We start from the raw sequence: 20,470 nt of genomic DNA, 5'->3' as shown, positions 1-20,470 counted from the left end.
AAATGATTGTTCTACGCGATTCCCCGCCGCTGGAACAAACCGGGAGGCGCGGTCGCGGTCGTCAGACACCGAGCGACTTCAGCTTGCGATGCAGGGCCGATCTCTCCATGCCGATGAACTCGGCCGTCTTGGAAATGTTTCCGCCGAAGCGATTGATCTGGGCCACGAGGTAATCCTTCTCAAACTGCTCGCGCGCTTCGCGCAATGGCAGCGCCATGATGTGCTGGTCAGACTTGCTTGGCGTACGCGGCATGACGTCGCCGATTTCGGCCGGCAAAAGGTCGGCGGTGATCGGCGCATCCGCGTCGTCGCCCCGCGCCAAAATCATCAGTCGCTCGATATTGTTGCGCAACTGGCGCACGTTGCCCGGCCAGTTGTGGGCCTGCAGCACGGCCATCGCGTCGTCGCCGATGCGGCGCGGCTTGATGCCCGCCTGGCGCGCGATCTGCTTCATGAAGCTGTCGACCAGGTAGGGAATGTCCTCCCGCCGCTCGGCCAGGCCCGGCACCATCACCGGAACCACCGCCAGGCGATGGTAAAGGTCCTCGCGGAAGCGCCCGTCGGCGATCATCGCCTCCAGGTTCTGCGAGGTGGAGGTGATGATGCGGACATCGACCTTGACCCGCTTGGTGCCCCCTACCCGCTCGAACTGCTGCTCGACCAGCACGCGCAGGATCTTGTTCTGCGTCTCGCGCGGCATGTCGGCAACCTCGTCGATATACAGGATGCCGCGATGGGCTTCCTCCAGCGCGCCGACCTTGCGTTCGGTACCGTTGGATTCGGTGCCGAACAGTTCGATCTCCATGCGCTCGGGCGTGATGTTGGCCGCGCTCAGCGTCACGAACGGGCCGCTCTTGCGGCTCGACAGCGTGTGGATGGCGCGCGCGGCCAGCTCCTTGCCGGAACCGGACGGGCCGATGATCATCACCCGGCTGTTGGTGGGCGCGACCCGCTCGATGGTCTGGCGCAGCTGGCTCATGGCCGAGGACATGCCGATCAGGTCGAAGGTCTCGCCGCTGCGCAGCTTGAGGTCAGAAACCTCGCGGCGAAGCTTCGAGGTCTCCAGCGCGCGTTCCGCCACGAGGATCAGCCGGTCAGCCTTGAACGGCTTTTCGATGAAGTCGTAGGCCCCGCGCCGGATCGCCGAGACCGCCGTCTCGATATTGCCGTGGCCGGAAATCATCACCACCGGCATGGTCGGGTGCATGACCTTGATCTCGTCGAGCAGGGCCAGCCCGTCCAGGCGTGAACCCTGCAGCCAGATGTCGAGGAAGATCAGACGCGGCGCGCGATCGGCGATCGCCGCCAGCGCGCTGTCGGCGTCGTGGGCGGTGCGGGTTTCATGGCCTTCGTCGCTCAAAATGCCGGCGACAAGTTCGCGAATGTCTTCTTCGTCATCGACGATGAGAATGTCAGACGCCATGGTTGACCTTTTCTATCTTTCGTCCGTTGGTATTGGCCGGATCGCTGCCGGAAGACGCCGCCAGCGGCAGGAACACGCTGACCATCGCGCCACGCCCGCCGTGGAAGTCGGCGGGGGCATCGCTGAGTTCGAGCCTGCCGCCGTGCTCCTCGACGATCTTCTTGACGATAGCGAGGCCGAGTCCGGTGCCCTTCTCCCGCGTCGTCATATAGGGCTCGAGCAGCCGCTGGCGATTGTCGCGCGGCAAGCCCTTGCCGTTGTCGATCACATCGACGCGGATGAACCCGTTTTCGCTGCCGGACTGAACCCGGATGGCGCCGGGGTCAGTCCGGTTCTCGTCACGCCCGTCAATAGCTTCGGCCGCATTCTTGATGATGTTTCCGAATGCCTGCGCCATCAGGCGGCTGTCGAAGGTGCCGCTCAGCGGCTCGTTTCCGAAGGCGCGCTCGAAGGAGATGTCGGCGCGGCTGACCTCCACCAGGAAGGAAGCCTCGCGCAAGGGATCGCGCAGGTCGATCAGCTTCATTTCCGGTTTCGGCATGCGCGCAAAGGCGGAGAACTCGTCGACCATGCGGCCGATATCTTCCACCTGGCGCACGATGGTATCGGTGCACTGGTCGAACACCTCACGATCCTCGGTGATCACCTTGCCGTAGCGGCGCTTGATGCGCTCGGCCGAAAGCTGGATCGGCGTCAGCGGGTTCTTGATCTCGTGGGCGATGCGGCGGGCAACGTCGGCCCAGGCGGAGGTGCGCTGCGCCTGCACCAGGTCGGTGATGTCGTCCACGGTCACGACATAGGACTTTTCCTCGACCGGGGCGTCGCCGTCCTCAATGGTGACCTGCACGTTCAGGGTGCGCTCGGCGGCCGCGCGATAGAACGTCACCTGCTCGCGATAGACCGGGCGGCCCGACTTGCGGCCGACCTCGAAGACGCGCCCGACATGCGGCATCAACATGGAAAGGTTCTGCCCCAGCGCCTTCTCGCCCGAGATCGCCAGCATAGTTTCGGCCGAGCGGTTGACGATGGTGACGATGCCGTCGGAATCGACGCCGATCACGCCCGCCGTCACCCCCTCCAGCACCGCTTCGGAAAAGCGCCGCCGCTCGTCGATGAGGTCCTTGGCCGAGAGGATTTCGTTGCGCTGCGATTTCAGTTCCAGGAGCATCTTGTTGAATGTATCGCCCAGCGACGCGACATCGCCGTCGGACGGCCTCACCGGGACGGAAACATCGAGATTGCCGGTGGCGACCTCGTCCGCGGCGCCGATCAACTGCCGGATCGGGCGCACCAGGCGGTCGGCAACGGCGATACCGGTCCAGATGGCCGACAGGATGATCATCAGCGTCAGGGACAGGTAGGGCAGCGCGAAGGCGACCTGAGAGGTGCGCCGGTTCGCCTCCAGCCCGCGATACTCGTCCGTGTTGGCGCGCACGATGGCACGCGCCTTGATCACCTCGGGATCGACCAGCTTGATGGTGTAGAGGAACATGCCATCAAGTTCCTTGAGCTTGATGATCGCTCCCATGATGTTGCGGGTTTCCGGCGCGATCAGCAGCGGCCTGCCGTTTTCCGCCTCCTGGATCGAGCCTTCCGGTGGCTCCGGCATGGCGAAGTTGGCATCGGTCTTGGCGCTCATCACGAATGAGCCGTCCGGATTGACGAGGGCCGCATGGGCAAGGCCACGGCCGACCGCCTCCTTGGTCAGCAGATCCAGGAAGCCGGCGCGATCGAGGCCGTAGAGCGTGCGGGCGCTGTCGAGGTCGTAGGCCATGGACAAGGTCGTGCCCTGGAGATTGCGGGCATTCTCCTGGACGTAGGCATCGGCGATGGACAGCGAGGAATTGACGATGGCCTTGGTGCGGATTTCGAACCAGCGGTCGAGCCCGATATCCAGCGTGACCGAAGCGACGATGGCGACCATGATCGCCGGGATTGCCGCCACCAGCGCGAACATGGTGACGATGCGCACATGCAGGCGCGAAGCCGCCTTGCCACGGCGCCTGGCCATGGCAATTCGGTGCAGTTCGCGCGTGACGAGCGCGACCAACGCGACGATGAAAGCGGCGTTGAGCGCGATCAGCGTCCACGTCGTTTTCTCGTCCGGCGTGATCGGCGTCGCGCCGACGAGGATGGCGAACGACACGCCGGCCGCAATCAACGCGCCGACAATGGCGATGACGCCCGGCAGTGCAAGCAATCGCCGTCCCTCGTGCGCCCTGGGCAGACTGAAAGGCGTCGCCTTCATGGTCGGTATCTGAATCGCCATATTTCCATATGATTGCAGCAATCGAGTTGCATCTATGCAGCACATTGTGGCGATTATGCAACAATTTGGGCGCACTAGAAAGTTTCGCGCCTCGATATCGACAGGCATTTCAAAGGCCGTCGGGAAGCCGAAAACGACAGGCGATTCAAGCTTGAGGCGGTGGACCCTGCATCGCTAGCCCACCGCCTCGTAAGTCAATGCGCCGGCTCGCATCCACGCCGGCGCTTCGCAGCGTTATTGGACTTCCGTCAGCATGTCGTCATAGAGCTTGCACACGCCGTCGAGATCGGTCGCCGACTGCGTCTGCGCCGCGGCCATCTTCTGGCTTACTTCGGTAGCCTTCTGCGGATCGCTTGCCGAAAGCTCCTGCAGCTTGGTGGCAAGTTCCGTCGCCTTGGCCTGAGCCTCTTCGGCAGTGCAGGCAAACGACGGAGCGGCGGCCATCAGAATGGCCAGGGCGAGCAGACAAGTTTTCATGGTCAATATCCTCGTATCGCGCCCCCACACGCCGGCCTTAGCAGCCGCTCGACGAGGCGAGAACGACAGGGCGGATCACTTAGTGTGACCAAGCGAAACGACGGCGGCCACAGCGGGCGACGCGGCCTATCTCGGCGCCTTGTAAACGCTGATGCCGAGTTCGCGGACCTTCTTGCGCAAAGTGTTCCGGTTGAGACCGAGCAGTTCCGCCGCCTTGATCTGGTTGCCGCGGGTCGCGGTCATGGCGGCAAGGATCAGCGGCCGTTCGACTTCATCCAGGACGCGCTGGTAGAGGCCGGCCGGCGGCAGGGCCTCGCCAAAGGAGCGGAAATAGCCTTGCAGGTGATTCTCGACCGCCTGCCCGAGCGGCAGGCCATCCGCTGCAGGACCGGCGCTGACCGCCGCGGCCGGCCTGTCCGATGCCTGCAATTCCGTGCGGATGATTTCTTCGGTTATCTCGTCCTGCGGGTAGAGCGCGGCGAGCCGACGCACGAGGTTTTCCAGTTCGCGCACATTGCCCGGCCACGCATAGGCCTTCATCAGTTCGATGCCGGCGGCCGAGATGTGCTTGGCCTGCAATCCCTCATTCGCCACCAGCTTGAAGAAATGGCGCACCAGATCTGGAATGTCTTCCGAGCGCTCGCGCAGCGGCGGCAGCCGCATCGGCACCACGTTCAGGCGATAGAACAGGTCTTCGCGAAAAAGGCCCTGGTCGATCAACGTGCGCAGGTCCTTGTTGGTGGCGGCGACGATGCGGACGTCGGTGCGAATGGGCGTGCGGCCGCCGACCGTGGTGTATTCTCCCTGCTGGAGCACGCGCAGCAGCCTTGTCTGCGCTTCCATCGGCATGTCGCCGATCTCGTCTAGGAACAGCGTCCCCCCTTCCGCTTGCTCGAAACGGCCGATAGAGCGGTTGTGAGCGCCGGTGAAGGCCCCCTTCTCATGCCCGAACAGCTCCGATTCGATCAGGTCGCGCGGAATCGCCGCCATGTTGATCGCCACGAACGGGCCGCCGCGCCGCCGGCCGTACTCGTGCAGGGCACGCGCCACGAGTTCCTTGCCGGTGCCGGATTCGCCGCTGACCATCACCGTCAGGTCGGTCTGCATCATGCGCGCCAGCATGCGATAGATGTCCTGCATGGTCGCCGAGCGGCCGATGAGCGGCATGGCTTCCATCTGGTCTTCGCCGCGCGCCTCGATCTTCGGGCGCCGCGGCTCGGACAAGGCGCGATTGACGATCGCAAGCAGTTCGGTGAGGTCAAAGGGCTTCGGCAAATATTCGTAGGCGCCCGCCTCGGAAGCGCGGATGGCGGTCATGAAGGTGTTTTGCGCGCTCATGACGATGACCGGCAGGTCCGGGCGCGCCTTGCGGATGCGCGGCAACATGTCGAAGGCGTTCTCGTCGGGCATGACGACGTCGGTGACGACAAGGTCGCCCTCGCCCGCCGCCACCCAGCGCCACAGCGTGGCGGCATTGGAGGTGACGCGCACGTCATGGCCGGCGCGCGACAGCGCCTGGTTGAGCACCGTACGGATCGCCGCATCGTCGTCGGCGACGAAGACCGTGCCGCGAACACTCATCGGCCAACCCTCCCGGCGTTGCCGCCTTCGCCTGCCGGTTCTCCCCTCCAGGCCGGCATCAGGATGCGGAAGACAGTACCCTTGCCGACGGCATCGTCGCATTCGACGATGCCGCCATGTTCGCCGACGATCTTGGCCACCAACGCCAGGCCGAGGCCCGAGCCGTTGAGCTTGGTGGTGATGAACGGGTCGAACAGGATCGGCAGGATGTCGCTCGATACCCCCGGTCCGTTGTCCCGCACGCAGAATTCCAGCGGCAGCGAAACGCGATCCGGCGTCCCCGGCACCGAAACGCGCATTCCGGGCTTGAATGCCGTCGACAGCGTGATTTCACCCTCCGGGTCGCTGCCGAGGGCTTCCGCAGCGTTCTTGACCAGGTTCAGGAACACCTGGGTGAGCTGGTCGCGGTTTGCATAGACCGGAGGCAACGATGGATCGTAATCCTCCATTATATTGATATTGCGGGCAAAACCGTTCTTGGCGATGGCTTTGACGTGATCGAGGACGACGTGGATGTTGACCGGGTAGCGCTCGATGGGCCGCTCGTCGGAAAATATCTCCATCCGGTCCACCAGGGCGACGATGCGGTCGGTCTCATCGGTGATAAGGCGCGTAAGCGCGCGGTCGGCATCGGAGGCCGACAGTTCCAGAAGCTGAGCCGCCCCGCGAATCCCGGACAGGGGGTTCTTGATCTCGTGGGCCAGCATCGCCGCAAGCCCGGAGACGGAACGGGCAGCGCCCCGGTGCGTCATCTGCCGGTCGATCTTGTCGGCCATCGAGCGCTCCTGGAGCATGATCACCACCGAGCCCGGATATTCGGGCACCGGCGCTACATAGAAATCCACCACCTTCTCGAGCCCGAGGCGCGGCGAGGAGATGTCGACGCGATATTCGTTCACCGGCACGCGGCGCTCGCGCACCTGCTCGACCAGCGCCAGCAGCGGGCTTCCGAACGGAATGAGTTGCGCCAGCGTGTTGCGCGCCAGAATGGTGGCGCTGGCGCGGAAAAAGTCCTCCGCGTCGGCGTTGGCAAAGCTTACATACCCGCCCTCATCGACCATGATGACCGGCCGCCGGATCGTGTTGAGCACGACCCGGGCGGTGTCTTCGGGGCCTGCGACAGGGATCGCGGCGCTGTTCATGCGGCGTCGCGCAGGATAGGCGCCTCCCGCGCAAAGGCGTCGCGCAACAGCCGGCAGACCTCGACCGGATCGCGCGACGTCAGGATGGCCTTGCGCTGCTCCGCGCCGGTTTCGGGCGCGTGGCGCTCCAGGTACCAGCCGAGATGCTTGCGCGCCTGCCGCAACCCGCTCTCGACGCCGTAAAGCGAAAGCATGTCCTGATAGTGGGCAATAACGTAGTCGCCGAGTGTATCCGGGCGCTCGGGCACCTTCGCGCCGCCGGCTGCCGCGGCGATATGGCCTGCCAGCCATGGCGCGCCATAGTGGGCCCGGCCGACCATGACGGCGTCGGCGCCGGATTGTTCGAGGATCGCCGCAGCCTCCCCAGGCGTGGAAACGTCGCCATTGGCGACGACCGGGACGGACACGGCCTGCTTGACGCTGGCGATTGCCCGCCAGTCGGCCTTGCCCTGGTAGAACTGGCAGCGCGTGCGGCCATGCACGGTCACCATCCGGACGCCGGCCTGTTCGGCCCGCTGCGCAAGCAAAGGCGCGTTGAGCGCATTCTCGTCCCAGCCGAGCCGCATTTTCAGCGTCACCGGAACGGACACGGCCCCGACGACGGCGTCGATCAGCGTCAGCGCATGGTCTAGGTCGCGCATCAGCGCCGAACCGGCATAGCCGCCGGTTATTTTCTTGGCCGGGCAACCCATGTTGATGTCGACGATGTCCGCGCCTTCGCCCACGGCGATGCGCGCGCCCTCTGCCATATGGGCGGCTTCGCGCCCAGCAAGCTGCACCATGTGGACGGGCAGGCCGGAGTGGCGGATGCGCAGGTTGTGCCCCTCCCGGCCCCTGGCCAGCTCGCCGCTTGCCACCATTTCCGACACCACCAGCCCGGCGCCGTGCTCATAGGCGCGGCGACGGAACGGCTCGTCGGTTATCCCCGACATCGGGGCGAGGAAAACGCGGTTGCGAACCTCGGTGCCCCCGACATCGAGCGGCTTTGCCAATTGCGATAAGTCAGCCATGCACAAAAACCATGCAGCGATTTAACCTGCCTATTCACTAGACAGAACGATTCCGTCGCGCAACGCGATAGACGCACATCAAGGCATATTTGGGAAAGCGCTGGCCTTCCCGTGCCGTCACGGTTAAGCCTCCCATAATCGTCCGATCGAGCAGAGTGCGACAGTGACAACAGACGAACAGGCGGCCGTGGTCATCGTGGCAGCGGGCCGGGGCGAACGCGCCGGCCAGGCCGAAGGGCCGAAGCAATATCGCAGGATCGGCGGCCGTGCGGTCATTGCGCGCACTTTGGACGCCTTTCGCACGCATCCGGCCGTCGGCCGGATCGTCGTCGTCATCCATCCCGACGACGGCAAACTGTTCCGCGATGCGGTGGACGGCCATGACGTGACGGCGGTGCCCGGCGGTTCGACGCGGCAGGAATCGGTGCTGCTTGGCCTGAGGGCGCTACAGGCCGAGCAACCGCGCCATGTGCTCATCCATGACGCCGTGCGCCCTTTCGTCGATGCCGACCTCATTACCCGCACGATCGAGGCGATCACGGAGCGCCAGGGAGCCCTGCCCTGCCTGCCGGTTTCCGACACGCTGAAGCGCGAGGCGGGCGGAATGATCGGCGAGACGGTCGCGCGGGCAGGCCTCCATGCCGCCCAGACCCCGCAAGGGTTTCCGTTTGCACCGATTCTGGCGGCGCATGAGAAGGCGCACGCGATCGGTAAGAGCGATTTCACCGACGACGCGGCCGTGGCCGAATGGGCCGGAATCCCCGTCAAGCTCGTCGCCGGTTCCCCCGACAATGTGAAACTAACCTGGGCACGCGATATAACCATGGCAGACCAGCGCCTCACGGCCCATCCGGCCGGCTTTCCCGATATCCGCACCGGCAACGGCTATGACGTGCACTCCTTCGAGCCCGGCGACCACGTCGTGCTCTGCGGCGTTTCGATCCCGCACGGCAAGAAACTGTCCGGCCATTCCGACGCCGATGTCGGCCTGCATGCGCTGACCGACGCGCTGCTGGCCACCTGCGGGGCCGGCGACATCGGCACGCATTTCCCGCCATCCGACCCGCAATGGAAAGGCGCGGCATCGCACCTGTTCGTCGAGCACGCGGTCGGCCTGGTGCGCGGGCGCGGCGGCCGCATCGCCAATGCCGATATCACGCTGATCTGCGAAGCGCCGAAAATAGGCCCGCACCGTACCGCCATGACGGCGGCACTGGCCGGCATGCTGAAGATTTCGCCCGATCGCGTCTCGGTCAAGGCAACCACAAACGAGAAACTGGGTTTCATAGGCAGACAGGAAGGCATCGCGGCGATCGCGACGGCCAGTGTCATCTACCCAGGAGAGGTGCCGGAATGAGCGAAGCGGGCACGGAAGACGCAAAGGCGGAAGATATCGGTGAGCTGGCAAACCGCTTCCTGCAAGCCTGTGCGCAAAGGAAGATTCTGGCGACGACGGCCGAAAGCTGCACCGGTGGCCTGATCATAGCGGCTCTGACCGACATTCCCGGTTCGTCCTCGATGGTCGACCGAGGCTTCATTACCTATTCCAACGACGCCAAGATGGAGATGATCGGCGTCAGCGCCGCGACCCTCGACGCGCACGGCGCGGTTTCGCTGCAAACCGCACAGGAAATGGCGGCAGGCGCGCTCGCGCGTTCACATGCGGGCATTGCCCTGGCGGTAACCGGGATCGCCGGGCCGGACGGCGGCAGCGAGGAAAAGCCCGTCGGGCTGGTCTGGTTCGGGCTGGCACTGAAGGGCAAGCCCGTCATCACCGAAAAGCGGAACTTCGACAATCGCGGCCGCGACTTCATCCGCCGCCAGACCGTCCGCCATGCGCTGGAAATGGGTCTGAAGGCGCTCGGCTGAGATCAGCCAGCCGCCGGCTTTCCGTAGACGGCGTCGGCCCGCTTCTCGAAGGCTTCGGAGAACATGCGGAAAGCCCGGTCGAACATCGTGCCCATGACCGCACCGAGAATGCGACTCTTGAACTCGTAGTCGATGAAGAAGTGCACCTCGCACCCGCCTTCGGCCGGATCGAAGCGCCAGACATTGGTCAGGTACTTGAACGGCCCATCGATATATTTCACGTCGATGAGGTTTTCGGCCGGGTTGAGCAGCACCTGCGTGGTGAAGGTCTCGCGGATCGCCTTGTAGCCGATGGTCATGTCGGCCACGAGCATGGTGCGCCCGTCCCGTTCCCGTCGCGAGCGCACGGTCAATTGCTCGCACAGCGGCAGGAACTGCGGATATTTCTCAACGTCGGCGACCAGCGCGAACATCTCGCCCGGCGCATGGGCTACGCGACGTGTGGCTTCGAATTTCGGCATCTAACCGCCAGTTTACGCGGATTTCTTCAACTGCGCGTCACGCGCCGCCCGCAGCCGCGCGAAATCGTCGCCGGCATGATGAGACGAGCGTGTCAGCGGGCTCGACGCCACCAGCAGGAAGCCCTTGGTCTTGCCGATGACGGCGAAGGACTTGAACTCCTCCGGCGTGACGAAACGCACCACCGGATGGTGCTTCTTCGTCGGCTGCAGGTACTGGCCGATGGTCATGAAATCGACGTCGGCGGAACGCAGGTCGTCCATCAGTTGCAGCACTTCGTTGCGCTCTTCGCCGAGGCCGACCATGATGCCCGACTTGGTGAACATGGAGGGGTCGAGTTCCTTCACCCGCTGCAACAGGCGGATGGAGTGGAAATAGCGGGCGCCGGGCCGCACCGTCAGGTAGTTGGACGGCACCGTCTCCAGATTGTGGTTGAACACGTCGGGCTTGGCCGCCACCACGATTTCCAGCGCGCCTTCCTTGCGCAGGAAGTCCGGCGTCAGGATTTCAATCGTCGTCACAGGGTTCTCGGCGCGGATGGCGCGAATGACATCGGCAAAGTGCTGCGCGCCGCCATCGGCAAGATCGTCACGATCGACCGAGGTGATGACGACGTGGCTGAGGCCCATCTGCCTGACCGCATGGGCGACGCGGGCCGGCTCGTCCGGGTCGAGCGCCGTCGGAATACCGGTGGCGACGTTGCAGAAGGCGCAGGCGCGCGTGCAAATCTCGCCCATGATCATGAAAGTGGCGTGCTTCTTGTCCCAGCACTCGCCGATATTGGGACAGCCGGCTTCCTCGCACACCGTCACCAGCTTGTTCGACCGCACGATCTCCCGCGTTTCCGCATAACCCTTGGAAACCGGCGCCTTGACGCGAATCCAGTCGGGCTTGCGCAGCACTTCCTGGTCCGGCCGATGAGCCTTTTCGGGATGGCGGGGGCGCGGTGCGGTGGCTGTGGTATCGAGAACCGTGACCATATGCTTTCCAATCCAGAAACCGGGCACTGGCCAGCACCCGCCTTGCACTCTCATCTAAGCCATTTGGCCATGGGAAAAAAGGCCGCCGCGGCGCATGCCGCGACGGCCTTTTTTGCATGGCGAAAATTGCCTGCGATCAGCGACGTATCATGCGGCCGACCGCAATCAGGATACAGGCGCCGATAAAGCCGGTAACCAGATAGGCGATCCAGCCGACACCCAGGCTGATGTTCAACGCCGCCAGAATGGCGTTGAGCACGATCGCCCCGACGATGCCCAGAATGATGTTCATGAAGATGCCGGTATTGCTCTTCATGAACATCTCGGCGAACCAGCCGGCAAGGCCGCCGATGATGATGGCTGCAATCCAGCCGACGCCGTTCAAGTGTTCCATTCACCCTCTCCTCGTGTGGTCGATGAAAACGCATCTGGTAACGGACTTCCCGATGTTACGTTCCATTCACGACCACGCGCAAGAGAGAACCGTCAGGCGTTGAGCGCCCGCCCGTAGGCGTCGAGCACGCTTTCCTTCATCATCTCCGAAAGGGTCGGATGCGGGAACACCGTGTGCATAAGTTCTTCCTCGGTGGTCTCGAGATTCATCGCCACGACAAAGCCCTGGATAAGTTCCGTCACCTCCGCGCCGATCATATGGGCGCCGAGCAATTGCCCGGTCTTCTTGTCGAAGATGGTCTTGATGAAGCCCTGGTCCTCGCCGAGCGCGATCGCCTTGCCGTTCGCACCGAACTGGAAGCGGCCGACACGGATATCGTGGCCGGCTTCCTGTGCCTTGGCTTCGGTCAGGCCGACCGAAGCGACCTGCGGATTGCAGTAGGTGCAGCCCGGGATCTTCGACTTGTCGAGCCCATGCACGCCCGGCACGCCGGCGATCTTTTCGATGCAGATCACGCCCTCGTGCTCGGCCTTGTGCGCCAGCATCGGCGGGCCGGCGACGTCGCCGATGGCATAGATGCCCGCCACGTTGGTACGGCCATAGCCGTCCACCGCGATGCAGCCGCGATCCGTCTTCACGCCCAGCCCCTCGAGGCCGAGGTTCTCGATATTGCCCTGGACGCCCACCGCCGAGATCATACGGTCGGCGGTGATCTTCTCCACGGTCCCGTCCTTCTTCTCGACATGGGCGGTGACCGAATCCGCGCCCTTCTCGACCTTCGTCACCTTGGCCTCGAGAATGATCTTCATGCCCTGCTTCTCGAACCGCTTCTGCGCGAATTTCGAGACTTCCGCGTCCTCGACCGGCATAACCGCCGGCATCAATTCGACGACGGTCACGTCCACGCCCATGGTGCGGTAGAAGGAGGCGAACTCGATTCCGATTGCACCCGAGCCCATGACGAGTAGCGACTTCGGCATCGCCGGCGGCACCATCGCCTCGAAATAGGTCCAGATCAGCTTGCCGTCCGGCTCGATGCCGGGCAGCGAACGCGGCCGTGCGCCGGTCGCAACGATGATATGCTTGGCGGTATAGGTGCCCTCGCCTTTCGTGCCCTTCGGCGCCGGCGGCTGCGGTTCCATCGGCTTCTTGGCGGTCTTGGAAACGACGATCTCACCGGGTTTCGACAGCTTCGCCTCGCCCCAGATCACGTCGACCTTGTTCTTCTTCATGAGGAAGCCGACGCCGCCGTTGAGCCGAAGCGACACGCCGCGCGAGCGCGCCACCACGGCGCCGAGGTCGGCGCTGACCTTGCCGTCGATCTTCAGCCCGTAGGCCTCCGGGTGATCGGCGTAATGTTTCACTTCCGCCGACCGCAGCAGCGCTTTGGTGGGAATGCAGCCCCAGTTGAGGCAGATGCCGCCCAAATGCTCCCGCTCCACGATCGCCGTCTTGAAGCCGAGCTGCGCCGAACGCACGGCCGTGACATAGCCGCCAGGGCCGGAGCCGATGATGATGACGTCGTAATTCTCAGCCACGGTTTCTCTCCCGTTCAAAGTTGCAGCATCAGGCGCACCACGGGCGCCAGCGCTTCGCCGATTTTTCGTGTATTGGCCACATCGAGATGCACGCCGTCGCGGGGGGTCGCCTGCGCCACCTTTCCGGCATCGAAGAATCCGCAGCCGGTCTCGTCGGCCACTTCCTCGTAAAGTCCGGCAAGACGCTGGGAAGACGCCTCTCCACCCGCGAACAGTTCGGTGAACTCGGCATTCTCGGTGGCCACGATCGGCGGCGGCGCGACCAGCAGGATATCCGATGCGTGGCCGCCGCCGGGATAGTCATGCGAGCGGATGATCTCGATCAGCCGCGCCATGCCACGCTTCGCCAGTTGGGGGTTGCCGTGGATGGCCGGTTTCATGTCGTTGGTGCCGAGCAGCAGGATCGAAAGGTTGATCGGCGTATGTGTGGAAAGGATGGTCGGCAGGATGCGCGCGCCATTGCGATCAGCGGAAACCAGCGGATCGTCGAACGCGGTCGTGCGGCCGTTGAGCCCTTCGGCGATCACATCCACGTTGCCGAGCGCCGCCTTGAGCACGCTCGGCCACCGATCCGGCAGCGGATGCCGCCCGCCGCCGGTCTCGGCGTCGTAGCCCCAGGTCAGGGAATCCCCGTAGCAGAGGACGGTTTTCATGCGCCGCCCCTAGACCAGCATCCCCATGGGATTCTCGATCAACTGCTTGAAGGCGACCAGCAATTCCGCGCCCAGCGCACCGTCGACGGCGCGATGGTCGGTCGACAGCGTCACCGACATGACGGTCGCCACCTTGACCTCGCCGTTCTTGACCACGGCACGCTGCTCGCCCGCGCCGACGGCCAAGATCGTCGCATGCGGCGGGTTGATGACGGCCGAAAAGTCCTTGATCCCGAACATGCCGAGGTTAGACACCGCCGTGGTGCCGCCCTGGTATTCCTCGGGCTTCAGCTTGCGCGACCGGGCACGGGAGGCCAAATCCTTCATCTCGTTGGAAATGACTGACAGCGTCTTTTCCTCCGCGCGGCGGATGATCGGGGTGATCAGGCCGCCGGGGATGGACACGGCGACGCCGACATCGGCGTGCTTGTGCTTGACCATGGCGCTGTCGGTCCACGATGCATTGGCGTCCGGCACCGCCTTCAACGCCAGCGCCATCGCCTTGATGATCATGTCGTTGACCGACAGCTTGTAGGCCGGGGCCTCCCCCTTCTCGGTCTTCTTGAGCGGGGCGGCGGCGTTCAGCTGCGAACGCAGCGAAAGCAGGGCGTCCAGTTCGCAGTCGAGCGTCAGGTAGAAATGCGGGATCGTGCTCTTGGCTTCCACCAGGCGGCGCGCGATCGTCTTGCGCATGTTGTCGTGCGGCACCAGTTCGTAGCTGCCTTCCTCGAACAGCTTCAGCACGGCGTCGTCGGACATGGGCTTCGGCGCGGGCGCAGCCGAGGCGGCGGCCGGTGCGGGAGCAGCGGCTTTCGCCCCGCCGCCCGCAATCGCTGCCTCGACATCGGCCTTGACCACGCGGCCATGCGGGCCGGTGCCCTTGACCGCCGCGACATCCACTCCCGCATCCTTGGCGATGCGGCGCGCCAGTGGCGAAGCGAAGGTACGGTCGCCGCTCGCAACCGCGCCGTTCGGCGTCGCGGCCGGTGCGGGCTGGGCCGGCGCCTTCGCGGCATCGCTCTTGGGGGCTTCGGCCTTCGCTTCGGGCTTCGCAGTCTCGGCCTTGGCCGGAGCCGCCTCACCGCCGCCCTTGGCGGCAGCGGCCACGTCCTCGCCATCGGCGGCCAGAACCGCGATCAGCGCATTGACCTTGACGCCCTCGGTGCCGGCCGGAACGACCAGCTTGGCGACCGTTCCCTCGTCGACGGCTTCCACTTCCATGGTCGCCTTGTCGGTTTCGATCTCGGCGATGACATCGCCCGGCGCTACCTTGTCACCCTCCTTCACGAGCCACTTGGCGAGGTTGCCCTCTTCCATGGTCGGCGAGAGGGCGGGCATGGTGATGTTGATCGGCATTTATTCCTCCCCCGGCGCTCAGCGATAGGTGACGGCTTTGACCGCCTCGACGACCTCGCCGACATTCGGCAACGCCAGCTTTTCGAGGTTCGCCGCATAAGGCATCGGCACGTCCTTGCCCGCAATGGTGATCACCGGCGCATCGAGGTAATCGAAAGCCTGGCGCGATACCTGGTTGGCGATGAAGTCGCCGACCGACGACTGCGGGAAGCCTTCCTCGACCACTACCAGGCGATTGGTCTTCTTCACCGAGGCGATGATGGTCTCGAGGTCGAGCGGACGGATGGTGCGAAGGTCGATGATTTCGGCGTCGATGCCCATCGCCGCCAGTTCCGCCTCGGCCTTGATCGCATAGGTCATGCCGATGCCGAACGAAACGAGCGTGACGTCCCTGCCCTGCTTGTGGATGCGGGCCTTGCCGATCGGCAGGACGAAATCATCCAGCTTCGGCACGTCGAAATGCTGCCCGTAGAGGATTTCGTTCTCGAGGAAAATGACCGGGTTCGGGTCACGGATGGCGGCCTTGAGCAGACCCTTGGCATCGGCGGCCGTGTAGGGCATCACCACTTTCAGGCCGGGGATGTGGCTGTACCACGCGGCGTAGCACTGCGAGTGCTGGGCGGCGACGCGCGCGGCAGCACCGTTGGGGCCACGGAACACGATCGGCGCGCCCATCTGCCCGCCCGACATGTAAAGCGTCTTGGCCGCCGAGTTGACGATCTGGTCGATCGCCTGCATGGCGAAGTTGAAGGTCATGAACTCCACGATCGGCTTCAGGCCGGCGAAGGCGGCGCCGACGCCGACGCCGGCAAAGCCGTGCTCGGTGATCGGGGTGTCGACCACGCGCCTGTCGCCGAATTCCTGCAGCAGGCCCTGCGTCACCTTGTAGGCGCCCTGGTATTCGGCCACTTCCTCGCCCATGACGAACACGTCGGGGTCGCGGCGCATTTCCTCGGCCATGGCGTCGCGCAGCGCCTCGCGCACGGTCGTCGAAACCATTTCCGTGCCGGCCGGAATGTCCGGATCGGCGGCGACTTCGGCCTTCGGCGCGGCAGCGACCGGAGCAGCCGCCGGCTCTTCGGCAGGCTTGGCATCGGCGGCTGGCGCCGGCGCGTCGGCCTTCGCCGGCGCGGCCGCCTTGCCAAGGTCGCCGGCGCTTTCGCCATCCTGGAGCAGGACGGCGATCGGCGTATTGACCTTGACGCCTTCGGTGCCGGCGGTGATCAGGATCTTGCCCAGCGTGCCCTCGTCGACGGCTTCGACTTCCATCGTCGCCTTGTCGGTCTCGATTTCCGCCAGAACGTCACCGGCGCTGACCTTGTCGCCTTCCTGCTTGAGCCATTTGGATACGTTGCCCTCTTCCATCGTCGGCGAGAGCGCGGGCATGAGAATTTCGATCGGCATGTCCTGCCCTCCCCTTAGCGTACGATATCGGTCCAGAGCTCGGACGCATCCGGCTCCGGGTCCGTCTGGGCAAATTCGGCGGCGTCGGCGACGATGTCGCGGACGTCCTTGTCAATGGCTTTCAGCTCGTCCTCGCTCGCCCATTTCTTTTCCATCAGCCGCGCCTTGACCTGCTCGATCGGGTCATGGTCGGAGCGCATCTTCTGCACTTCCTCCTTGGAGCGGTACTTCGCCGGGTCGGACATGGAGTGGCCGCGATAGCGGTAGGTCTGCATTTCGAGGATGATCGGGCCGTTGCCGTTGCGGCACCACTCCGTCGCCATGTCGCTGGCCGACTTCACCGCGCGGACGTCCATGCCGTCGACCTGGATGCCGGGAATCTTGAAGGAAGCGCCACGATGGGAGAAGTTCGTCTCGGCCGAGGAGCGCGTCACCGACGTGCCCATGGCATAGCGGTTGTTTTCGATCACGAAGATGACCGGCAGCTTCCACAGCGCCGCCATGTTGAAGCTTTCGTAGACCTGGCCCTGGTTGGCCGCGCCGTCGCCGAAGTAGGTCAGCGAAACATTCTTGTTGCCGCGATAGCGGTTGGCGAAGGCGAGCCCGGTGCCGAGCGGCACCTGCGCGCCGACGATGCCGTGGCCGCCGTAGAAATTGTTCTCCTTGGAGAACATGTGCATGGAGCCGCCCTTGCCGTGCGACAGCCCGCTGCGGCGCCCCGTCAGTTCGGCCATGATGCCGCGAGGCGGCAGGTCCATGGCCAGCATGTGGGCGTGATCGCGATAGGCGGTGATCATCTGGTCGCCTTCGATCATCGCCATCTTCATGCCGGTGACGACCGCTTCCTGCCCGATATAGAGGTGGCAGAAGCCGCCGATGAAACCCATGCCGTAAAGCTGGCCGGCCTTTTCCTCGAACCGCCGGATCAGCAGCATATGGCGATAGGCGGAGAGTTCGTCTTCCTTGGAAAATTCGGCTGGCTTCGGTGTCGACGGCACCGTCGCTTTCTTCTCGGTTCTGGATCTGACAGGCGCTTTTTTGGCGGCGGTAGCCATGCATCACTCCCTAATGACGTCTCTTTACGGACACTGCGGGAGACCGTTCTCCCCACCGGCTAGGAGAAAGCTAACATGCCGAATACGCTTCCGCCATGCAGAAAAAACGCATGGCTGACCTGCATCTAAATGATTATGTTTATTGGAAATATAGTCAATTAACCTGAAATAGGTTAATTCGCTGTCTCAGGCAACATGATGGTGATCTCGTCGGTGCGAGACAGATTGAGCGCCCCTCGCGCCTGCTCGTCGAGCATGTCCTTTTCGATGGTGCCATCATGCATCAGCCGCACGCGCCGTTCAAGTTCCATGCGGCGGGCCTTGACGGCGTCGAGTTGCGCTTGCAGGTCGGCGGTTTCGGCCTGCAGGCGATAGCGCGACGTGATGCCGAATTCGCCGTGATAGGCGTGATAGCCGAAATAGCTGACGAAGACCGCACAGAGCGCCGGAATGATCAGGCGGCCGGTGTTTCTCTGCTTATGCTGGCGTGTCCACATGGGGCGAATCCTAGAACCGCCCTTTTATCGGCCGATTGTGCTTAATGGACGGTTACGCGAAGGCGCGGCACCGGGTGGCACAAAAGAAAAAAGGCAGGAATTTCCTGCCTTTTTCATCCTTAACGAGGACGGCCGCTTATACCTTGAGGATCGAGGTCCCGGCGTAGCGAGCCTGCTTGCCGAGCTCCTGCTCGATGCGGATAAGCTGGTTGTATTTGGCAGTGCGGTCCGAGCGCGCCAGCGAGCCGGTCTTGATCTGCCCGCAATTGGTCGCGACGGCGAGGTCGGCGATGGTCGAATCCTCGGTTTCGCCGGAGCGGTGCGACATCACCGCAGTGTAGCCGGCCTTGTGTGCCGTCTCGACCGCGTCGAGCGTTTCCGACAGCGAGCCGATCTGGTTGACCTTCACCAGGATGGAGTTGGCGACGCCCATGCGGATGCCGTCCTTCAGGCGCGCGGTGTTGGTCACGAACAGGTCGTCGCCGACCAGTTGCACCTTGTCGCCGATGAGGTCGGTCAGGTGCTTCCAGCCTTCCCAGTCGTCCTCGGCCATGCCGTCCTCGATGGTGATGATGGGATAGTCGGCCGCCAGCTTGGCCAGGTATTTCGCCTGCGCCTTGGGATCGCGTGTCTTCTTCTCGCCCTCATAGACATAGGCGCCGTCCTTGAAGAACTCCGTCGAGGCGCAGTCGAGGCCGAGCGCCACTTCCTCGCCCGGCTTGAAGCCGGCCTTCTCGATGGACTGCACGACGAAATCGAGCGCCGCCTGCGCGCTCTTGAGGTTGGGCGCAAAGCCGCCCTCGTCGCCGACATTGGTGTTGTGGCCGGCGTCCTTCAAACGCTTCTTCAGCGTGTGGAAGATTTCGGAGCCCCAGCGCACGGCCTCGCGGACCGAGGGCGCACCGACCGGCAGGATCATGAACTCCTGGAAATCGATCGGATTGTCGGCATGGGCGCCGCCGTTGATGATGTTCATCATCGGAACCGGCAGGATATGCGCATTGGCGCCGCCGACATAGCGGTAGAGCGGCAGGCCGGAAGCTTCGGCCGCAGCCTTCGCCACCGCCAGCGAAATGCCGAGGATGGCGTTGGCGCCGAGCCGGCTCTTGTTGGGCGTGCCGTCCAGTTCGATCATCGTGCGGTCGATATGGAGCTGGTCCTCGGCCTCCATGCCGCCGATCGCCTCGAACAACTCGCCGTTGACCGCTTCCACGGCGCGCTCGACGCCCTTGCCGAGGTAGCGCGCACCGCCGTCGCGAAGCTCCACCGCCTCATGGGCGCCGGTGGAAGCGCCGGAAGGAACCGCTGCCCGGCCCATCGATCCTTCTTCGAGGAAAACGTCGACCTCCACGGTCGGATTGCCGCGGCTGTCCAGGATTTCACGGCCGACGATATCGATGATGGCGGTCATTGCAGAGCCTCGCTTGATCGATTGAAAGGTGCGCCCGTCTTAGCCAATGCCGGGCAAAACGCAATGGATTCGCTAACGCCCCTTGGCTACGCGGTCGAAGGCCATCAGCCGCTCGAGCAGGGCCGGCATGTCCTTCAGCGGCACCATGTTGGGGCCGTCGGAGGGGGCGTTGTCCGGATCCTGGTGCGTCTCGACGAACACGCCGGCAACGCCGACGGCAACGGCGGCGCGCGCCAGCGTCTCGACGAAGCGGCGGTCGCCGCCGGAGGAACCGCCCTGCCCGCCCGGCTGCTGCACCGAATGGGTGGCGTCGAAGATGACCGGCGCGCCGAACTCGGCCATGATCGGAAGCGAGCGCATGTCCGACACCAGCGTGTTGTAGCCGAAGGACGCGCCGCGCTCGGTCACCAGCACGTTGGCGTTGCCGGAGCCGGTCACCTTCGCCACGACATTCTTCATGTCCCACGGCGCCAGGAACTGGCCTTTCTTGACGTTGACGATCCTGCCGGTCCTGGCGGCGGCGACCAGAAGGTCGGTCTGCCGCGACAGGAAGGCCGGGATTTGCAGAATGTCCACATGCGGCGCGACGACCGCGCACTGTTCCTCGGTGTGAACGTCGGTCAGCACCGGCAGCGAGAATTCGCGGCGCAAATCGTCGAAGATCGGCAGCGCCGCCTCGAGGCCTGCCCCCCGTTTTCCGGAAAGCGAAGTGCGGTTCGCCTTGTCGTAGCTGGTCTTGTAGACTAGGTCGATGCCGAGCTTTGCGCACATCTCCTTCAGCGCGCCCGCCATGTCGAAAGCGTGCTGGCGCGTTTCCAGCTGGCATGGGCCGGCAATCAGCGACAGCGGACCCTGATTATCGAAAACGACCTTGCCAGCGGTCACGGCGGCGTTGGGCTTGCTCATGGGATCTCCGCAAAACACTGCACGCCGTGTGCCTCAATAGCGCGCC

General features: G+C 64.2%; 19 protein-coding genes. 2 read left to right on the top strand and 17 right to left on the bottom strand.

Annotation, left to right across the window (positions count from 1 at the left end; genetic code table 11):
* Window positions 1-61 precede the first annotated feature (61 nt).
* From ntrX to dusB, 6 genes are all read right to left on the bottom strand, one after another.
* Complete coding sequence (ntrX, locus tag ACFOHJ_RS02950; RefSeq protein ID WP_378218357.1) at window positions 62-1,423, bottom strand: nitrogen assimilation response regulator NtrX; 1,362 nt, start codon at window positions 1,421-1,423, stop codon at window positions 62-64.
* Complete coding sequence (locus ACFOHJ_RS02945; RefSeq protein ID WP_378218354.1) at window positions 1,413-3,737, bottom strand: sensor histidine kinase NtrY-like; 2,325 nt, start codon at window positions 3,735-3,737, stop codon at window positions 1,413-1,415. Before ACFOHJ_RS02945 ends, ntrX begins: the two co-directional genes overlap by 11 nt.
* Before the next feature lie 189 nt (window positions 3,738-3,926).
* On the bottom strand, window positions 3,927-4,169 hold the full coding sequence (locus ACFOHJ_RS02940; RefSeq protein WP_378218352.1) for a hypothetical protein: 243 nt from the start codon (window positions 4,167-4,169) through the stop codon (window positions 3,927-3,929).
* Window positions 4,170-4,295: 126 nt separating this feature from the next.
* Window positions 4,296-5,750 (bottom strand): nitrogen regulation protein NR(I), encoded by a 1,455-nt coding sequence (gene ntrC / locus ACFOHJ_RS02935; RefSeq protein ID WP_378218350.1) that lies wholly within the window; start codon window positions 5,748-5,750, stop codon window positions 4,296-4,298.
* Window positions 5,747-6,892 carry a two-component system sensor histidine kinase NtrB gene (locus ACFOHJ_RS02930; RefSeq protein WP_378218348.1) on the bottom strand — a complete coding sequence of 382 codons (1,146 nt, stop codon included), beginning with the start codon at window positions 6,890-6,892 and terminating at the stop codon, window positions 5,747-5,749. Before ACFOHJ_RS02930 ends, ntrC begins: the two co-directional genes overlap by 4 nt.
* On the bottom strand, window positions 6,889-7,902 hold the full coding sequence (gene dusB, locus ACFOHJ_RS02925) for a tRNA dihydrouridine synthase DusB (protein ID WP_378218346.1): 1,014 nt from the start codon (window positions 7,900-7,902) through the stop codon (window positions 6,889-6,891). Before dusB ends, ACFOHJ_RS02930 begins: the two co-directional genes overlap by 4 nt.
* A 163-nt stretch (window positions 7,903-8,065) precedes the next feature.
* On the opposite strand from dusB, the gene ACFOHJ_RS02920 reads away from it, so the two are divergent.
* On the top strand, window positions 8,066-9,259 hold the full coding sequence (locus ACFOHJ_RS02920; RefSeq protein WP_378218344.1) for a bifunctional 2-C-methyl-D-erythritol 4-phosphate cytidylyltransferase/2-C-methyl-D-erythritol 2,4-cyclodiphosphate synthase: 1,194 nt from the start codon (window positions 8,066-8,068) through the stop codon (window positions 9,257-9,259).
* Window positions 9,256-9,771, top strand: a complete 516-nt coding sequence (locus ACFOHJ_RS02915; protein WP_378218342.1) for a CinA family protein — start codon at window positions 9,256-9,258, stop codon at window positions 9,769-9,771. The genes ACFOHJ_RS02920 and ACFOHJ_RS02915 overlap by 4 nt, the downstream gene beginning before the upstream one ends.
* A gap of 2 nt (window positions 9,772-9,773) precedes the next feature.
* On the opposite strand, the gene ACFOHJ_RS02910 is transcribed toward ACFOHJ_RS02915, so the two are convergent.
* The 11 genes from ACFOHJ_RS02910 to kdsA all read right to left on the bottom strand — a co-directional run bounded on the left by ACFOHJ_RS02910 (window position 9,774) and on the right by kdsA (window position 20,424).
* Window positions 9,774-10,232, bottom strand: coding sequence for a type II toxin-antitoxin system RatA family toxin (locus ACFOHJ_RS02910; protein WP_378218340.1), 459 nt, complete (start codon window positions 10,230-10,232; stop codon window positions 9,774-9,776).
* A gap of 12 nt (window positions 10,233-10,244) precedes the next feature.
* Entirely contained in the window at window positions 10,245-11,210 is a 966-nt protein-coding gene (gene lipA / locus ACFOHJ_RS02905; protein WP_378218338.1) for a lipoyl synthase, read from the bottom strand.
* Window positions 11,211-11,346: 136 nt separating this feature from the next.
* A complete protein-coding gene (locus ACFOHJ_RS02900) occupies window positions 11,347-11,604 on the bottom strand; it encodes a GlsB/YeaQ/YmgE family stress response membrane protein (RefSeq protein WP_378218336.1) in 258 nt (85 codons plus the stop codon).
* A 92-nt stretch (window positions 11,605-11,696) separates the two neighbouring features.
* The gene (lpdA, locus tag ACFOHJ_RS02895; protein ID WP_378218334.1) at window positions 11,697-13,142 is read right to left on the bottom strand and encodes a dihydrolipoyl dehydrogenase; all 1,446 of its coding nucleotides are present in this window, start codon (window positions 13,140-13,142) and stop codon (window positions 11,697-11,699) included.
* A gap of 14 nt (window positions 13,143-13,156) precedes the next feature.
* On the bottom strand, window positions 13,157-13,795 hold the full coding sequence (locus ACFOHJ_RS02890) for an SGNH/GDSL hydrolase family protein (RefSeq protein ID WP_378218332.1): 639 nt from the start codon (window positions 13,793-13,795) through the stop codon (window positions 13,157-13,159).
* A 9-nt stretch (window positions 13,796-13,804) separates the two neighbouring features.
* Window positions 13,805-15,151 (bottom strand): pyruvate dehydrogenase complex dihydrolipoamide acetyltransferase, encoded by a 1,347-nt coding sequence (locus ACFOHJ_RS02885; RefSeq protein WP_378218330.1) that lies wholly within the window; start codon window positions 15,149-15,151, stop codon window positions 13,805-13,807.
* Between the two features lie 18 nt (window positions 15,152-15,169).
* Complete coding sequence (locus ACFOHJ_RS02880; RefSeq protein WP_378218328.1) at window positions 15,170-16,555, bottom strand: pyruvate dehydrogenase complex E1 component subunit beta; 1,386 nt, start codon at window positions 16,553-16,555, stop codon at window positions 15,170-15,172.
* A gap of 14 nt (window positions 16,556-16,569) precedes the next feature.
* Entirely contained in the window at window positions 16,570-17,610 is a 1,041-nt protein-coding gene (gene pdhA, locus ACFOHJ_RS02875) for a pyruvate dehydrogenase (acetyl-transferring) E1 component subunit alpha (protein WP_378218326.1), read from the bottom strand.
* A gap of 173 nt (window positions 17,611-17,783) precedes the next feature.
* Window positions 17,784-18,107: an FtsB family cell division protein gene (locus ACFOHJ_RS02870; RefSeq protein ID WP_378218324.1), complete on the bottom strand. Its 324-nt coding sequence runs from the start codon at window positions 18,105-18,107 to the stop codon at window positions 17,784-17,786.
* 136 nt (window positions 18,108-18,243) lie between these two features.
* Window positions 18,244-19,518: a phosphopyruvate hydratase gene (eno, locus tag ACFOHJ_RS02865; RefSeq protein ID WP_378218322.1), complete on the bottom strand. Its 1,275-nt coding sequence runs from the start codon at window positions 19,516-19,518 to the stop codon at window positions 18,244-18,246.
* A gap of 72 nt (window positions 19,519-19,590) precedes the next feature.
* Entirely contained in the window at window positions 19,591-20,424 is an 834-nt protein-coding gene (gene kdsA, locus ACFOHJ_RS02860; RefSeq protein ID WP_378218320.1) for a 3-deoxy-8-phosphooctulonate synthase, read from the bottom strand.
* Window positions 20,425-20,470 lie beyond the last annotated feature (46 nt).

Source organism: Aquamicrobium soli, assembly GCF_042646345.1.
GTDB classification, from domain to species: Bacteria; Pseudomonadota; Alphaproteobacteria; order Rhizobiales; family Rhizobiaceae; genus Mesorhizobium; species Mesorhizobium soli_A.
This window is presented reverse-complemented; position numbering and strand designations above follow the sequence as displayed.

Coding starts and splice junctions, on each gene's coding strand:
- lipA (WP_378218338.1), bottom strand. CDS start 11,210: ATGGTCACGGTTCTCGATACCACAGCCACCGCACCGCGCCCCCGCCAT.
- ACFOHJ_RS02930 (WP_378218348.1), bottom strand. CDS start 6,892: ATGAACAGCGCCGCGATCCCTGTCGCAGGCCCCGAAGACACCGCCCGG.
- pdhA (WP_378218326.1), bottom strand. CDS start 17,610: ATGGCTACCGCCGCCAAAAAAGCGCCTGTCAGATCCAGAACCGAGAAG.
- ACFOHJ_RS02870 (WP_378218324.1), bottom strand. CDS start 18,107: ATGTGGACACGCCAGCATAAGCAGAGAAACACCGGCCGCCTGATCATT.
- ACFOHJ_RS02885 (WP_378218330.1), bottom strand. CDS start 15,151: ATGCCGATCAACATCACCATGCCCGCCCTCTCGCCGACCATGGAAGAG.
- ACFOHJ_RS02915 (WP_378218342.1), top strand. CDS start 9,256: ATGAGCGAAGCGGGCACGGAAGACGCAAAGGCGGAAGATATCGGTGAG.
- ACFOHJ_RS02945 (WP_378218354.1), bottom strand. CDS start 3,737: ATGTGCTGCATAGATGCAACTCGATTGCTGCAATCATATGGAAATATG.
- kdsA (WP_378218320.1), bottom strand. CDS start 20,424: ATGAGCAAGCCCAACGCCGCCGTGACCGCTGGCAAGGTCGTTTTCGAT.
- ACFOHJ_RS02900 (WP_378218336.1), bottom strand. CDS start 11,604: ATGGAACACTTGAACGGCGTCGGCTGGATTGCAGCCATCATCATCGGC.
- ACFOHJ_RS02940 (WP_378218352.1), bottom strand. CDS start 4,169: ATGAAAACTTGTCTGCTCGCCCTGGCCATTCTGATGGCCGCCGCTCCG.
- ACFOHJ_RS02890 (WP_378218332.1), bottom strand. CDS start 13,795: ATGAAAACCGTCCTCTGCTACGGGGATTCCCTGACCTGGGGCTACGAC.
- ntrC (WP_378218350.1), bottom strand. CDS start 5,750: ATGAGTGTTCGCGGCACGGTCTTCGTCGCCGACGACGATGCGGCGATC.
- eno (WP_378218322.1), bottom strand. CDS start 19,518: ATGACCGCCATCATCGATATCGTCGGCCGTGAAATCCTGGACAGCCGC.
- ACFOHJ_RS02880 (WP_378218328.1), bottom strand. CDS start 16,555: ATGCCGATCGAAATTCTCATGCCCGCGCTCTCGCCGACGATGGAAGAG.
- dusB (WP_378218346.1), bottom strand. CDS start 7,902: ATGGCTGACTTATCGCAATTGGCAAAGCCGCTCGATGTCGGGGGCACC.
- ACFOHJ_RS02910 (WP_378218340.1), bottom strand. CDS start 10,232: ATGCCGAAATTCGAAGCCACACGTCGCGTAGCCCATGCGCCGGGCGAG.
- ntrX (WP_378218357.1), bottom strand. CDS start 1,423: ATGGCGTCTGACATTCTCATCGTCGATGACGAAGAAGACATTCGCGAA.